The organism is Nostoc sp. C052 (genome assembly GCF_013393905.1).
Classification (GTDB): Bacteria; Cyanobacteriota; Cyanobacteriia; order Cyanobacteriales; family Nostocaceae; genus Nostoc.
The window spans coordinates 1,606,821-1,621,801 of record NZ_CP040272.1; the positions used below are offsets into that span (position 1 = coordinate 1,606,821).

A 14,981-nucleotide genomic window follows, 5' to 3' on the forward strand; every position below is an offset into this window, starting at 1 on the left:
GTTCTAGACTTGCTTTAAGTTCAAATACATGAAAACCACTGTAATTGGATATTTTTTATTTGTCAGTCCCTCATGTATTAGCTCTATTTACTACTTTATCGGCAATTACAAATAAATAATCTCCGTGATTGTTTTCATATTTATTGACAATCTCAGTAATGCGTCCTGTATTAATATCTGCTGCGAGCTTTTGACACCCGGTGGCGATTTCATCCGCAGAAGCTAGCAAAGCAAACGTCGAAATTCCAGATCGGACATTTTTATCTAAATATATTTCAGGACGATATTTACCACTATATAAGAATAGGTCTTGTAAGTTTTCTGAAATAGAATAAGGTTTGATATTTACTGAATTAAAACCTGCCTCATTGAGAGTAAATCTGATATTTTCTAAACTTGGCATCTGTTCAGCAGATTTATATATAGCCTCTGGAAAATATTCGACTAACCAATATTGGCTCATTTGCTCTGGTGTAGCAGTAAACAATACCAAATTACCACCCATCAACACACGGTAAATCTCCTGAAAAACAGGAGTTAATGCAGCAAAATGATGTATTGCTAGAGTGCATAGCACACCTGAAAAAATCTCATCAGCATAAGGTAAAGTTTCAGCTTCGGCAACTTGCCAAGCTACAAATTTACTCTTATTCATAGCAACATCAATCATCTGCTTTGACTGGTCTATTCCATGCCAAATACCACCATGTTTTGCTAAAGCTAGCGTGTAATTTCCTGTGCCACATCCCACATCGAGATATGAGGAATTTGATTTGATTTGGAGGTGAACAGCTAATTGGTCAGCAATGTCAGGGTCAGCCCGACGAGTCAAATCATAGCCTTTGCCAATTTGCTCATAAACAGCCATTTGTTTAAGTTTTTCATTAATTCTTCAAACAGTGAATATATTATGTAGAAATCGTATCTGATTTTTGAAAAAACTCAGTACACATCTATTTGCTTCTGTTCCCTGTTCCTTTACACACTAAACTTCAATCATGAACTGTACCATCGGGCATAATCGCTCCCTGGAAATCAACGTCAGTGAGAATTGCTCCAGTTAAGTCTGCTCCTTGCAGATTAGCCTTTCGCAAAATAGCGCTATTTAGATTTGTATAGCTCAAATCTGCTCCTTGCAAGCTAGCTCCACTTAAATCCGTTGCTAAATCTCCCCATTGTATTGTCAGACTCAGATTTGCCCGACATAGCTTTGCTCCATCTAAATTTGCATGATGCAATGAAGCAGCTCTGAGATCGGCGTAGCTTAAATCTGCTCCAGTTAAAGCTGCATATCCCAAATCTGTGCGTTGATTGGAACTGGGACGTAAATCTGCTTCAAATAGTAGGGAACCAGAGAGGTTTGCACTATTTAAATTAGCACCACATAAACTAGCTTTGATTAAGTTGGCTTTTTCTAGACGTGTCTGAACTAGCTTTGCACCGGTCAAATCAGCCTCACGAAGAATAGCACCATACAAGTCTGCCTCACTTAAGTCTATTCCCCACAGAATTGCTTCACTTAGGTTTGCTTCTCGCAGACATGCTTGGTTAAAGTTGGTTTTACCCAGCCGTGTCTGACGTAAATCGGCATTGCTAAAATCCGCACCTCTGAGGTTTGCATTGGTTAGCTCTGCTTCTTGCAGATTTACTCCCTGAAAGTTTCTTTCTCCGGCATCATAGCGTTTGAGAATTTCATCTACATCCATAATGTGTTTTAGCCTTGTTGATATTTCCTTAATTAACTAAATAACAGTGGAGTAATTTTAGCACTTGCTCGTCAAAGATAAATAAATTGCTTTCCTCACAAGTTCCTCAAATTCTTTTGTTATAAAGATAAATATGAGGCGAAAAAATTTAATAAATTTGAAATTCAAAAATCGCTAAACATAGTTGAGGGATTGATCGTTCTTGACAATCCGGCATCTGGAAAACCGAAACCGTAAAGACCAATTATCAATAAAATCGGAGGTCTATTATGATGTTTAAAAAGATTCTAGTTGCATTAGATCGCTCAGAAGTAGGGCAACAGGTTTTTGATGAAGCGTTGGGTTTAGCAAAGTTAACACAAGCTAGTTTAATGCTACTGCATGTCCTATCTCCTGAAGAAGAGGGTAGTCCTTACGTACCGATGTTGTCTAATATGGACTACTATCCAGGATTGAGTAGTCAAAGCTTTGAGTTATACCAAAAGCAGTGGGATACCTTTAAAAATCTAGGAATCCAGATGTTGCAATCTTTCTGTGCCCAAGCTAACACAGCAGGTATCACTACAGAATTTACGCAAAATGTTGGTAATCCTGGCCGGGTTGTTTGTGATTTAGCCCATAGTTATGGTGCTGATCTAATTGTTATGGGGCGTCGGGGTCGTTCTGGGCTGATGGAACTATTTCTCGGTAGTGTAAGTAACTACGTTCTTCACCATGCTCCTTGTTCAGTGCATATTGTACATCTTTCAGTTACTCCTAAAATAGATGAGGTTGTCAAAGAAACTACAAGCGCTTTCAGCGTCAACTAAATACTACTTTGTCAGCCTAATAGTCTGTCTCAAAAGTTTTGAGAGGTTAGTGGTGTTCAGATCCCCGACTTATTGAAGAAGTCGGGGATCTAGCAGCCCATCAAAACTAATGACATAAACTACTAGTTACCTCAATCGATAACCTCTGTGAGTCCAATTTCCACAATCTATCTTTAACTGCACGGTATTGGGATAGAATTGATTGATCGCTTTTTCAGTAAGAAAGAAAAAGTCCACTACCCAAAATTTAGAATTGAGAGCGAAAAGTGGATCTATGAAAGAAGATACTATAGAGATCGCTGGTTTTCACGCTCATGTTTACTTCGATACTGCAAGTCAGGATGTAGCTGCGCGTGTACGTGAAGGATTGGGCGCTAGGTTTGATGTGCAACTCGGACGCTGGTTTGACCACCCCATCGGGCCTCACCCACAAGGGATGTATCAAGTTGCTTTCTTACCGAATCAATTCGATCGAGTCGTTCCTTGGTTAATGCTCAATCGTGAGGGATTGGATATTCTTGTCCACCCAAATACAGGCGATGCTGTCTCAGATCATACGGAGCATTCTTTATGGTTAGGAAAAAAGCTAGATTTGAATATTGAGTTTCTTCGACAGGTTAGTTTAACTTCATCTAATTAAGAGAACTTAAGAGAACTAACCTACTTTATTGAGTAAAAGTTCTGGACTGGGGCGTGAAACTTTTTCTATTGTGATTAATAAAGTCCAATTTCAGGGTAAATATAAGTTTCAGCCTATACTTAGAAATAAGAATTAAATAACATACAATTTATGTCAACTGGTTTACCTTACCCTCAATCCCTCTCCTTATAAAGGAGAAGGAGGCTAGAAGACAGGATGAGGTTTTCCATCTTATTTAATTCACTTTCCTTAAGCTAAGTCTAGCAGAAAATGACTCCTCTTGTAGAGATTGCAAGAGGAGTCATTTTCTAAGAGATATGTAGTATTGTCGTGTTCTACATACGCAATAAATAGTTATTCTTGCTATTCTTGCCTACTTACTTGCTTGAGTAAAGCTATCCACATATCAGATGGATCGGAATAGTAATCAATTTCTTCAACTTGATATTGATAAGATTCACAACCTTCTCGTAAGATAATACGATCGCAAGGTTTGATGCCTGTCCCTACTCCAGTCATGTAGCCAATCATTCCTTCGTTGAGGCGCTCAAATACGTAGTCGCTTCCCCAAATTTGTTGACTGTAATCGTGTATTCTATTCTTCTGTTTTAATTTTGCAACTGAAGAGATAACCAAAGATAATTTATTTAAAAAACTAAAACTTAAGTTCATACCTATCCTAATTGAAGAGAAGGCACTTAATAAAAATTAAAAAGTAGAACTGATAATTCATCAAGTTAACTCACTTAAACTTACGGTAATTTTAACCGTAAATTCAACTGTAAAACCACTTAATTCTTGGATAAAGTGTTGTGAGATATGAGTGTTTATTACTTAACCTGAGTTCGGGATAAGAAATCCTCAAAAGCCTTGAATTATCGTTGTTCGGTCTAAAGCTCTGTTTTCATCTATTGTCAATAACACATATTGCTGAGATTAGTTTCATTTGTAAACCTTATTGACAAAATGATTCCACTTTTATCCCTGCTTTGATCAATTCCAGTTTTATTCAATCCTGACAGAATAAGCTTTTTAGCTTCTGGCTTAACCCGAACTCAGGTTACTTAACTATATTATAAAATTTTTGTCTCTTGAAAATGTCGTTTATGTATATTTTTTAATATAAATAGTATTTAGTATCTACTTGTGGGTTTGTAGGGCTACATCTACCTGCTTCAGTAATACTTCTAGGGTGGAGGAGTTATCTAAAACGACATCTGCATGAGCCACTTTTTCTTCGATAGATAATTGGCTATTAATCCTAGCTTGTGCCTGCTGTCTATTTAAATGGTTTCGCTGTATCAATCTTTGTAATTGTTGCTCTTGAGAACAACGCACTACCCAGATTTCTGTAACTAAATCAGTCATCCCAGCTTCAAATAATAGAGGCACTACTAACACCAATATTTGTGAGGAAGACTGGGCAATTGCTTTGAGGAAGCGATCGCGCACGTCAGGGTGAATCAAATTGTCTATCCAGTTGCGTTCATCTTGACGATTAAAGATAATTTCGCCTAGCTTTTGGCGGTTGAGGCTGCCATCGGGTAGTAAAATTTGTTCGCCGTAACGCCCGGCGATCGCACCCAGAATCGGCGAACCTAAAGATACTGCTTCTCTAGCATAAATATCTGCATCCAAAATAGGCAGATTATAAACGCTAGCTAAATAATTGGTGACAGTGGTTTTGCCTGTGGCAATACCTCCAGTTAAGCCGATTAGACGTTTAGGCATTGGGGATTGCCTCATCTAAGAATTTGTCGCCCATCTGATCAGTGCTTGGGTTAAACCATCTAAAGTATATTCTTCAGCTTCTACATCCACACGTCCGAATAAAGTATGGCAAGTTTTGGAGGTTTGGGGGCCGATAGAGGCAATACAAACGCCCTCTAAGAATTGGCTAGCATCAGAGTTGTGGGAAAATATATTGTTAGTAAGCTCACAGAAAAATTGCACAGTTTTAGAACTGGCAAAGGTAATCACGTCTACCTTGCGGTTTTGCAGAGCTAACTCTGCGGCACGTGGAATACTACTAGGACAACAAGATTGATATGCAGCAACTTCTATTACCTTTGCTCCCTTGATGGTTAATTCTTTAACTAAAACTTCCCTTCCACCGCTTTCAACTCTGGGAAATAAAACCGTTTTACCATCCAGTTGCTCTGGGAAATTTTCTACTAAAGAATCGGCAACAAAATTGGGGGGAATAAAATCTGCTTGCAGAGAGCGTTGTTTGAGACTTTGGGCTGTTTTCTCACCAACAACGGCAATTTTGACACCTGCTAAGGCACGGGTATCTTTACCTTGGGCATTTAGCCTTTCAAAAAAGTAGTCTATGCCATTGGTAGAAGTGAGAATTAACCAGTCGAAGTCAGATAAATGAGCGATCGCACGATCCAAAGCTTCCCAAGTGGAAGGCGGGCCGATTTCTAAGGTAGGCATTTCGATGACTGTTGCACCTAATGCGATCAGGCGATCGCTAAATTGACTCGACTGGCTAACTGAACGTGTCACTAAGATTATTTTACCAGTAAGGGGAGATCGGGAGAAGTTGCTTGACATAGCAGGGGGGCTAAAAGTTTTGGCTGTAGTCGAATCCTGACAATCTATTTTCTCAGGTTGTAAGTACTTGCGTAGCCCAACAACTTCGCCAATCACAATTACCGCCGGAGAAAGTGATAATCCGATGGTTTGTTCCCAAATATTGCCTAGTTGCGCTGTCCAAATTTGTTGATTAGGAGTTCCCGCCCAACGGATGATGGCAATGGGTGTTAAGTGCGATCGCCCGTGCCGCATCAGTTGATCTACAATCTCTGCTAGATGCTGCCCTCCCATCAAAATTACCAGTGTCTCTAAGCGTGAGAGTGCCTCCCAATCTAAAACCTCTGGTTCGTGCGCTGTCAATACTGCAAAAGCGCGGCTTAAAACCGGATCTGTCAGGGGAATTCCTGCTAACAAAGGTGCTGCAAGGGCTGAAGAAATTCCTGGTATTAGTTCAAAATCACAATCGGATGCTGTCAACGCTTCAATTTCAGAAGTGGAACGCCCAAAAATTAATGGATCGCCTGATTTGAGCCGTACAACTTGTTTACCTTGCTGACAGTGCGTTACAAGTAACTTATTAATCTCTGCTTGGCTTGTACTGGGTTTACCACCGCGTTTACCAACATCCAACTTCAGACAATCATCTGGTACGCACTGCAATAATTGAGCATCTACTAAAGCATCGTAGACTAACACCTGAGCAGCAGCTAAAAGATTGTAAGCCTTTACTGTCAGGTATGCCACATCTCCAGGCCCAGCACCTACAAGGTAGACTTTCCCCTTTTCTTGATTCACAATCATTTGTCATTTGTCAATAGTTCTTCTTCCCCAATCCCCTTTATTCAATTCGTTCGCGTATTAATTTTTTGAATGAGCTGATCGACTTGCTCAACCATCTCCTTATTTTCTTCTGCTTGGAATAACTCTCTGGCTTTTTTGAAATTTAAAATCGCTTCTTCTAGCTGTTTTTCTCTGCCCAAAGTTATGGCTAAATTATAGTAAGCATAAGCATAGTTGGGTACGAGACTAATAGCTTTTTTGTAATGTGCGATCGCTTCTTGTGGCTTACCTTGATCGTCCATCGCATTTCCCAAACCCGTGTAAGCTTGTGCATGTTTCGGATCGAGCCGAATCGCTTGAGTATATTCGGCGATAGCTTCGGGTAACTGTTCTTGAGCGTATAAAGCACTTGCTAAATTATAATGAGCGTCTGCATACTTGGGATTGAAACTTATAGCTTTTTTGTATTGTGCGATCGCATCTTCTAGCTTGCCTTGATCGTATAGAGCATTTCCCAAAGCGTTATAACCTGCTGGATTTTTCGGATCGAAGCTAATGGCTGCTGTATATTCTGCCACTGCTTCTGTTGGTTTTCCCTGAGCGTACAAAGCGTTCCCTAAGTAATAGTGAGCGTCTGCATACTTGGGATCAAGGCTAATGGCTTTTTTGTATTGTGCGATCGCTTCTTCTAGTTTGCCTTGATCGTATAAAACAGTTCCCAAACGTGCGTAAGTTGGGGCATAATCTGGTTTGAGGCTAATGGCTTGGGTATATTCGGTAATTGCTTCTGTGAGCTTACCTTGAGCGTAGAGAGCATTTCCTAAGTTATAGTGAGCTTCAGGATACTTGGGTTCGATGCTAATGGCTTTTTTGTATTGTGCGATCGCTGCTTCTAATTGATCCACTCTCGCTAAAGTCAAACCCAAATTAAAGTATGCTCCAGAATCTTGAGGATCGAGGCTAATGGCTTTTTTGTATTGTGCGATCGCTTCTTGTGGTTTACCTTGATCGTCGAGAGTATTTCCTAAACCAATATAAGCTTGTGCAAAGTTTGGTTGTAGTTCAATTGCCTTCCGAAAAGCCGCCTCTGCTCCTTTTAAATCTCCTTGTTTATAAAGATTATTTCCTTGCTCAAAGCTAGCCGCTGCGTTTTTGTTCTGAGGAAGTGCTGCTCGATCTGAGTCTGAAATTTTTGCTAAAACAACGCCAACATCTTTACCAAAGGCAGTATTTCCATTACTCAAACACAAGCAGATAATAGCTGCTACCAGTAGATTGTTGTTTTTCAGCATTTTTCTTACCTTACCTGCTTGCTTTACATTTAATATCAAGTTCGGCTAATTGCCATCACAAAATACCCTAGTACAACACGGCGTAAATAAACCACCCATTTAAAGTAGCCAGAAAGCTTACAAAATAAGCATTCTTTCTTTTTACTTTTGCCTTCTTGTACTAGCCCCTCTTTGCTTGGCAAAAGCGTAGCTTTGGCGGGGTTATAGCACAAATTATAAGTGATTAGGCTAACTTGATACAAGTGTACTCTCATATAATTGTTTATTTGTACACAATAGATGGAGCTTTATTAAGAGTAAAAAATCGTTTTTTAGGAAGTTGCTGAAACTTTATTTTTCCATAAGTTTAATAATAGCTGCAATTAATTCTTCTGGATTAAGAGGCTTAGGTACATGCATCTGAAACCCAGCGTTTAACGCTTTCTGCTGGTCATCATTTCTTGCAAAGGCAGTCAAGGCAATTGCTGGAATTTGTCCACCTTGTTCTGGGGTTAAAGTTCTCACTTTATTTATTAACATATAGCCATCTATATCTGGCATACTAATATCGCTGACTAACACATCTAGCTTGATCTCTGCTAAGGTTTTTAATGCCTCATCAGCCGAAGATACTGCAATGACAAAAGCCCCATCTTGCTCTAATACAAAAGCAACAAAATCTCGTGAATCAGTATCATCATCGACAACTAAAACCCGGATATCACTTAGGGGTAAGGAGTTAGGAGCTAATAATGTCGAGCCATTTTGCTCATCAATTAGCTTTGGTATTGCATCTGGCAGAAGCGGCAAGCTAACAGTAAATATTGCCCCTTTACCCTCACCTTGACTATCTGCTTGGACGATGCCGCCATGCATTTCGATAATATTACGCACAATTGCCAATCCTAATCCCAATCCCCCAAAATTTCTTGTAGAGGTGCTATCTGCTTGGCGGAAGTAATCAAACACATAAGGCAAAAAGTCAGCGTTAATTCCCTTACCTGTATCGCTAACAATTATTTGAGCATAGCCATCAGCTTCCTCTAATCGCACTTCTACTTTTCCTCCCCTGGGTGTAAATTTGATCGCATTAGAAAGGAGATTCCAGACGACTTGTTGCAAACGAGTCGAGTCGCCCATAATTTGTCCCACATCTGGTTCAAATTTTGTATTCACCTCAATCAACTTTGTTTCTGCTGCTAAACGCATTGTCTCTAGTGCCGACAATATTGTAGATTCTAAGTTAATCTTCGTAATATTCAGCGTCAGTTTGCCCTGTAAAATTCTGGAAATATCCAGCAAGTCTTCAATGAGTTGCACCTGTAAGTTGGCATTCCGTTCAATTGTGGCTAGTGCTTCCGATATTTTTGTTTGGTCTAACCTGCGGCTTTGCAATAACTTTGACCAGCCGAGAATTGCGTTTAGTGGAGTGCGTAATTCGTGAGAAAGGACGGCTAAAAATTCATCTTTAATTCGGTTGGCTGTTTCTGCTTTTGCTCGTGCGATTTGTTCTAATTCCAGCAGGTGTGCCCGTTCTTCAAGTATTTGTTTTTGTTCGTGGATATCTGTACATGTTCCAAACCACTTGACTACAAAACCTTGCTCATCTTTGAGTGGTAAACCTCGCGCTAGTTGCCAACGATAGGAACCATCCGAAGCCCGTTTAAAGCGATATTCATTGTTATATATAGTGCTATTTTTGACAGCATCAGACCACACCTTATCAGCCCTTTGGACATCATCTGGATGCAGTGCCGCTAACCAACCAGAACCTAAGGATTGCTCTAATGTTAGTCCTGTGTAATCGCACCAATTTTGATTAAAAAAATCACATTCACCGTTAGGTTTAGTTGTCCATACAAGTTGAGGAATTGCCTCAGCTAAGTAACGATAGCGTTCTTCGCTTTGTCGGAGAATTTCTAAGATGCGTTGGCGTTCAAGAATTTCTTGTTGTAATTGCTCGTTAGTTTTAGTAATTTCATTGGTGCGAACAGCAACCATTTCTTCTAGATGATTCTGGTATTTTCGCAGTTCTTTCTCTACCCGTAAGCGTTCGGCTATTTGGGTTTGAAGTTCTTGATTTGCTTGTTCTAGTTGAGCAGGGCTAGGAAATGCCAATGCTTGGGGAACTAGATACACAAGATTTATTGCTGTAATAAAAGATATTATGGCTGTTACTGCTTTCACAAACCCCGAAACCCAATAGATGGGATGCCAAAGTGTCCAAATATCTATTAAATGAGTAGTGCCACAAGCTACAATAAATGCAATAAATAGCAGAAAAATCCAATCAAAGGGCAAATCCTCTCGCTTACGGACAAAGTAGAATAGTGTAGCTGGAATCGAGTAATAAGCTAGTGCAATAAGCGAGTCAGATAATATGTGTAACCAAACTAAATTTGTTTGCCATAGATAGCAGTGTCCATGTGGAATAAATGATTCTGATGTAAAAAGATTAGTCCACAATTCTGATATTATGTTTGGCATAAATGCTTGATTTTTGGGAATCTATAAAATTTAATAATATCCTGTCTGAAGATAGGAATGAGAAGGGAGCATCTCACTTTTGTAAAAACACGTTTGATCTAGCGAATGGAATTCGCGACTATACAGACAAAACCCACGCAGGTGGGTTTCAAATCTTTTGAGTCCGCGTAGCCGCGATTTCTAATCGCCTGGTATATTTGCTTTCGTTGAGATGCTCCCAATGATAGAATAGGTAGACATTAATCTGAATGCGGTTCGTTAAAAAAAATGACTTTAAATAAAGAGTTAAACTTTAACTTACCTCTATTGGAACATAATTACGGTAGACACTAGGAAATTCCCAAATAAAAACCATTCTCACCATAATGATGAGAATGGCAAAAAAATTAGGAGACAGAACAGGAAATTTTAATCTTCGCAATTCTCATTCAACTTAAGATTCACTTGACTTAACACTCATTTTATCTAACAGTTTAGTGATTTTTTGGGCTTTTTCAGGTTGTCGCTGTTTTTGTAATAAATCTTTAGCTTGTATCAGGTTAGTTTTCGCTTCTTCTTCTCGCTCTTGCTGCATGAGAATGTTTGCCAGACGCAAGTAAGCATCAGGATTTTTCGGACTGCGGCGAATTACTTCTTGGAATAATTCTGTTGCTTCCTCTACTTGTCCTTGCTGGTTTAAAACATCTCCCAAAAACAAGCGCACGACATCATTTGTAGAGTTGATAGAAATCACTTTGCGAAAGGCTGCTTCTGCACCTTGGTAATCTTTTGCTTGAGCAAGATTGATGCCTTTTTGAAACAAGTCTGAGGTTATCAAAGTTTTCCAAGCGAAATAACCAAGGATTGACAGACTGAGAACAACTACAACAGCAGCGATAATCGAATTAGTGGGAAAGGTTTCTAGCATTGTCTAAGCCAAAAGACAGGCGATAGGAAAAATCAGATATTCCATAAAAAAGAGTTTCCAGATAAATTGGTAGAATTGAGCGATCGCACTTTTATCTTGTAAGTCTACCGTCAAACTCCGCACCCACAACCAACCCAACAGCCCCAAATGAGTAACTATCAAGAATATGGGGTTAACTGAGGCGACACGTAGCACTCCTGCCAGAATTATTCCCAAATAGCAAGCAGTTATTACCCAAAGAGACAGATTAAACACAGCTTGCGAGCCGAGTTTGATGGTGAAAGTAGTAATATTGTAGAGGCGATCGCCTTCCATATCGGGGATATCTTTAAAGATCGCGATCGCAAAAGTAAACACCAAAATAAATAACGTCAGCACCCACACCACAGGCGGAATCGTTTGGCTTTGGTGCAACGCCCAACTATAATGCAGATATAACCCTAAATTCACAATCGTACCGCGCACCGAAAAAATACACAGCGCTGCCCAAACGGGAAACTGTTTCAAGCGAATTGGCGGTAAAGAATAAGCAGTACCAATAGCCAAACTAATGGCCACCATACCCAATAAGAACGGGCCAGTTAGCCACGCCACAACTAGCGCCAAAATCCCAGTAGAAGCAACAATCAATTGCCCTGTTTGCTGAGAAAACTCACCAGATGCTAGGGGTAAATGAGGCTTATTAATCTTGTCAATTTCCACATCTTCTAATTGATTCAGCCCCACAATATAGACATTGCCACACAGACAAGCAATCCATGCGCCCAACAAAGGGAGTAGGGAATACCTTGTATAGACGCGATGAATCGCGTCTATATTTATCGTGTGTGTATTTATCGCGCCTGTACTAATGGCAACGGCAATTAAATATAAACCCAAAACACTCAGACTTGTACCAATAATTGTGTGCGGGCGAGAGAATTTCCAGAAAGCGTATAACCACTGGAAATATGATTGAACGGGTTTGCCTGGTAAAGGGCTGTTTTGAGAACTCTGACTCATGAGTAGCTTAAATACTGTATTCTGGCTAGTTGTTAATCATTGTTACAGAATTTGGCCATTAACAAGAGCCAAAGACCTACACTTCATGAGTAAGTACGACTGTGGTACTTTTACGATGCATACGGTGAGCGTACCCCTTTAAGCAAGCTACGCCTACGCAACATAGATATTTGCTCTCAAAATCCAAGCAACTTCTTGCATAGTGCGGGGATGTGTTTGTTTGCCTTGTGCCTTCTTTCACGATGAAAGAAAGCAAATGTGGAGGCATAACAGCTTATTAATACCTGAGTTCGATATAACAGAAACGCTTCAAAATCAATGATAATCAATACTCTATCAATTAGAAATCCTGGTTCTTCGGCTTCTTTTATGGAATAAATTAAATTAATTAAAATTTAATGCCTATATTTTTAAATTATTTTAGCCTAAAACTGCTACCCTGCAAAGCTTTACAAGTCTGCGTAAGCATTATCCCACTGTCAAAAAACACGCATCTAAAAAACCTAAAACCGAAAAATCACTTAAGAACGCTGATCTAACTGCTGCTTAGTTTCTGCTTCTTTTTCAACGATTCAACTTAACTCAGCCTCTAAAAGAAGTTGGGTAACTTTTTCTTGCTTCTATTCATTGCTGCTAAATGCCAATTAGTCCAAACTCAAATTGGACATAGAAAGGTATTATGTCAAGAATGTTTTGATATCTTGATGCAGAGTTATGAAGAAGTCCCGACTTCCTAAAGAAGTCGGGGATCTTTTTGTTCATAACTACTTTTTAAATGTTGTATCAGCACCTACTAATTATCATCTTTACGCTTATCGTAAGGCTCACCTGTAAAAGGTTGTACCCCAATAACAGGATAAGCATCATCCGTAGGGCCAAAAATCCGCATCGCAGCTTCAGAAATATACTGGGTTATGTTAGCAATGATTTTGGAAATAGCCATAATATTTGACTCCTCTTTTCGAGTCACTTTAATGGTGATTCCTATACTGTAATGCTAATATTCAAAGCTGGCTCTAATTCTCAATATATTGAGAACTTATGCAATGTTTATTTAGACAACTTCGCAATACTTTAGCTTCTCAAAACGCCAAACTTTTCTCTTCGATTTTAATTGTAACATAGTTATTTCTTCAACCCTAGTCGGGGTAAGAGGCTGGCAAGTAAACTTTCTCTGACAAAATCTTGTTTCTTTTCATTAGCCGCCCGATCCAATTAACATTATTGCTAGCTATTACTATTAAAAAATATTAAGTATTTGATGAAGTTAGTATTAATTTGACTATGAACCTGCCTTTTGACAGCGATCTCAGAAAATATACTTGCTGGGAGTTGACATTATTTATGGTAAATATTACCATAAATAAAAGAAGCATCTTGTAAGGAAGCTCTTGCATGACAACTTTGCCAGATTTGAATTATGTACATAAACAGCAAAGCCAGCAGAACCAGGAATTGAACCTTTCTGTGGATGACTACAGCTTGCTGACCGATCTTTATCAGTTGACGATGGCAGCTTGTTACACAGGCGAAGGTATAGAACAACGGCGGGCAAGTTTTGAATTGTCTGTCAGGCGATTGCCAGAGGGTTTTGGTTATTTAATTGCAATGGGGCTAACGCAGGCATTGGAATATTTAGCCAAAATCCGCTTTAGTTTGGCGCAAATTGCGGCATTACAAGCAACGGGAATTTTCGCTCACGCAGGTGATCGCTTTTGGTCACTTTTAGCTGAGGGAAAGTTTACGGGTGATGTTTGGGCAGTACCAGAAGGGACAGCTGTGTTTGCCAATCAACCACTGTTGCGGGTGGAAGCACCCCTGTGGCAAGCGCAACTAGTGGAAACTTACCTTTTAAATACGATTAATTACCAGACTTTGATTGCCACAAAAGCAGCCCGGTTGCGGGATATTGCGGGGGAATCAGCAACACTTTTAGAATTTGGCACAAGACGAGCATTTAGTCCCCAAGGGTCTTTGTGGGCGGCGCGGGCGGCTTTGGCAGGTGGTTTAGATTCCACCTCCAATGTGTTAGCAGCGCTACAACTAGGACAACAACCAAGTGGTACGATGGCACACGCCCTGGTGATGGCGTTGTCAGCAATAGAAGGCACTGAAGAACAAGCCTTTAGTGCATTTCATCGATATTTTCCGGGTGCGCCGTTGCTGATTGATACTTATGATACCGTTGCTGCTGCCGAGCGCTTGGCCGAAAAAGTAAATTCCGGCGAAATGCAATTAACAGGTGTGCGATTGGACTCAGGAGATTTAGTTACCTTATCAAAACAGGTGCGATCGCTCCTTCCCGGTGTGCCAATTTTTGCCAGTGGCGACTTGGATGAGTGGGAAATTGCCAGATTAAAAGCTGCTGGGGCGCAAATTGATGGTTACGGACTGGGAACGCGATTAGTTACAGGTTCGCCTGTAAATGGAGTCTATAAACTTGTAGACATTGATGGCATCCCAGTGATGAAGCAGTCTAGTGGTAAGCTTACTTATCCAGGACGCAAGCAGATTTTTCGCTCGTTTAGGGGAGGTAAGGTAAAAGCAGACAGGTTGGGACTCTTAGGTGAAATTCCTTTGAACGAAGAACCTTTGTTGCAGTTAGTAGTGCAAGAAGGTGAACGGGTGCAGCCGTTGGAGTCGTTGGCAACAATTCGTCAGCGTACAGCAGCCTCAGTTGCCAGTTTGCCACAGGAAACACGGCGTTTGGATCATCCTGTCGCCATGCAAGTGGAAATTTCTGCTGCACTGCAAGAGTTAACGGAGGAAACTAAGAAACGAACCGCAGAGGCGCTAAGTACACAGAGGTAATAATTACTCTTTCGGTATGTCTTAATT

General features: G+C 40.1%; 13 protein-coding genes. 3 read left to right on the forward strand and 10 right to left on the reverse strand.

Going from position 1 to position 14,981, the window contains the following annotated elements; translation table 11 throughout:
• Nucleotides 1–70: 70 nt before the first annotated feature.
• On the reverse strand, nucleotides 71–868 hold the full coding sequence (locus FD723_RS06475; RefSeq protein WP_179064585.1) for a class I SAM-dependent methyltransferase: 798 nt from the start codon (nucleotides 866–868) through the stop codon (nucleotides 71–73).
• Between the two features lie 124 nt (nucleotides 869–992).
• On the reverse strand, nucleotides 993–1,706 hold the full coding sequence (gene hetL, locus FD723_RS06480) for a heterocyst differentiation pentapeptide repeat protein HetL (protein WP_179064586.1): 714 nt from the start codon (nucleotides 1,704–1,706) through the stop codon (nucleotides 993–995).
• Between the two features lie 272 nt (nucleotides 1,707–1,978).
• Here hetL and FD723_RS06485 point away from each other — a divergent pair, with 272 nt between their 5' ends.
• Together FD723_RS06485 and FD723_RS06490 are read left to right on the forward strand one after the other, a co-directional pair.
• Nucleotides 1,979–2,515 carry a universal stress protein gene (locus FD723_RS06485; protein ID WP_179069053.1) on the forward strand — a complete coding sequence of 179 codons (537 nt, stop codon included), beginning with the start codon at nucleotides 1,979–1,981 and terminating at the stop codon, nucleotides 2,513–2,515.
• Between the two features lie 274 nt (nucleotides 2,516–2,789).
• Entirely contained in the window at nucleotides 2,790–3,155 is a 366-nt protein-coding gene (locus tag FD723_RS06490) for a DOPA 4,5-dioxygenase family protein (RefSeq protein WP_179064587.1), read from the forward strand.
• Between the two features lie 363 nt (nucleotides 3,156–3,518).
• On the opposite strand, the gene FD723_RS06495 is transcribed toward FD723_RS06490, so the two are convergent.
• From FD723_RS06495 to FD723_RS06530, 8 genes are all read right to left on the reverse strand, one after another.
• Entirely contained in the window at nucleotides 3,519–3,791 is a 273-nt protein-coding gene (locus FD723_RS06495; RefSeq protein ID WP_256875094.1) for a hypothetical protein, read from the reverse strand.
• A 504-nt stretch (nucleotides 3,792–4,295) separates the two neighbouring features.
• Nucleotides 4,296–4,886: a dephospho-CoA kinase gene (gene coaE, locus FD723_RS06500; protein ID WP_179064589.1), complete on the reverse strand. Its 591-nt coding sequence runs from the start codon at nucleotides 4,884–4,886 to the stop codon at nucleotides 4,296–4,298.
• A gap of 15 nt (nucleotides 4,887–4,901) precedes the next feature.
• The gene (gene cobA, locus FD723_RS06505) at nucleotides 4,902–6,491 is read right to left on the reverse strand and encodes a uroporphyrinogen-III C-methyltransferase (protein WP_179069054.1); all 1,590 of its coding nucleotides are present in this window, start codon (nucleotides 6,489–6,491) and stop codon (nucleotides 4,902–4,904) included.
• A 47-nt stretch (nucleotides 6,492–6,538) separates the two neighbouring features.
• A complete protein-coding gene (locus FD723_RS06510) occupies nucleotides 6,539–7,768 on the reverse strand; it encodes a tetratricopeptide repeat protein (RefSeq protein WP_179064590.1) in 1,230 nt (409 codons plus the stop codon).
• A 330-nt stretch (nucleotides 7,769–8,098) separates the two neighbouring features.
• The gene (locus tag FD723_RS06515; protein ID WP_256875095.1) at nucleotides 8,099–10,234 is read right to left on the reverse strand and encodes a hybrid sensor histidine kinase/response regulator; all 2,136 of its coding nucleotides are present in this window, start codon (nucleotides 10,232–10,234) and stop codon (nucleotides 8,099–8,101) included.
• 433 nt (nucleotides 10,235–10,667) lie between these two features.
• On the reverse strand, nucleotides 10,668–11,141 hold the full coding sequence (locus FD723_RS06520) for a M48 family metallopeptidase (protein ID WP_179064591.1): 474 nt from the start codon (nucleotides 11,139–11,141) through the stop codon (nucleotides 10,668–10,670).
• 3 nt (nucleotides 11,142–11,144) lie between these two features.
• Complete coding sequence (locus FD723_RS06525; protein WP_179064592.1) at nucleotides 11,145–12,143, reverse strand: homogentisate phytyltransferase; 999 nt, start codon at nucleotides 12,141–12,143, stop codon at nucleotides 11,145–11,147.
• Nucleotides 12,144–12,936: 793 nt separating this feature from the next.
• Complete coding sequence (locus tag FD723_RS06530; protein ID WP_179064593.1) at nucleotides 12,937–13,086, reverse strand: nicotinate phosphoribosyltransferase; 150 nt, start codon at nucleotides 13,084–13,086, stop codon at nucleotides 12,937–12,939.
• Between the two features lie 452 nt (nucleotides 13,087–13,538).
• Between FD723_RS06530 and FD723_RS06535 the strand changes: the two genes are divergently transcribed.
• Nucleotides 13,539–14,954: a nicotinate phosphoribosyltransferase gene (locus FD723_RS06535; RefSeq protein ID WP_179064594.1), complete on the forward strand. Its 1,416-nt coding sequence runs from the start codon at nucleotides 13,539–13,541 to the stop codon at nucleotides 14,952–14,954.
• Nucleotides 14,955–14,981 lie beyond the last annotated feature (27 nt).

Coding starts and splice junctions, on each gene's coding strand:
- FD723_RS06475 (WP_179064585.1), bottom strand. CDS start 868: ATGGCTGTTTATGAGCAAATTGGCAAAGGCTATGATTTGACTCGTCGG.
- FD723_RS06520 (WP_179064591.1), bottom strand. CDS start 11,141: ATGCTAGAAACCTTTCCCACTAATTCGATTATCGCTGCTGTTGTAGTT.
- FD723_RS06485 (WP_179069053.1), top strand. CDS start 1,979: ATGTTTAAAAAGATTCTAGTTGCATTAGATCGCTCAGAAGTAGGGCAA.
- FD723_RS06515 (WP_256875095.1), bottom strand. CDS start 10,234: ATGCCAAACATAATATCAGAATTGTGGACTAATCTTTTTACATCAGAA.
- FD723_RS06530 (WP_179064593.1), bottom strand. CDS start 13,086: ATGGCTATTTCCAAAATCATTGCTAACATAACCCAGTATATTTCTGAA.
- hetL (WP_179064586.1), bottom strand. CDS start 1,706: ATGGATGTAGATGAAATTCTCAAACGCTATGATGCCGGAGAAAGAAAC.
- coaE (WP_179064589.1), bottom strand. CDS start 4,886: ATGCCTAAACGTCTAATCGGCTTAACTGGAGGTATTGCCACAGGCAAA.
- FD723_RS06525 (WP_179064592.1), bottom strand. CDS start 12,143: ATGAGTCAGAGTTCTCAAAACAGCCCTTTACCAGGCAAACCCGTTCAA.
- FD723_RS06490 (WP_179064587.1), top strand. CDS start 2,790: ATGAAAGAAGATACTATAGAGATCGCTGGTTTTCACGCTCATGTTTAC.
- FD723_RS06510 (WP_179064590.1), bottom strand. CDS start 7,768: ATGCTGAAAAACAACAATCTACTGGTAGCAGCTATTATCTGCTTGTGT.
- FD723_RS06535 (WP_179064594.1), top strand. CDS start 13,539: ATGACAACTTTGCCAGATTTGAATTATGTACATAAACAGCAAAGCCAG.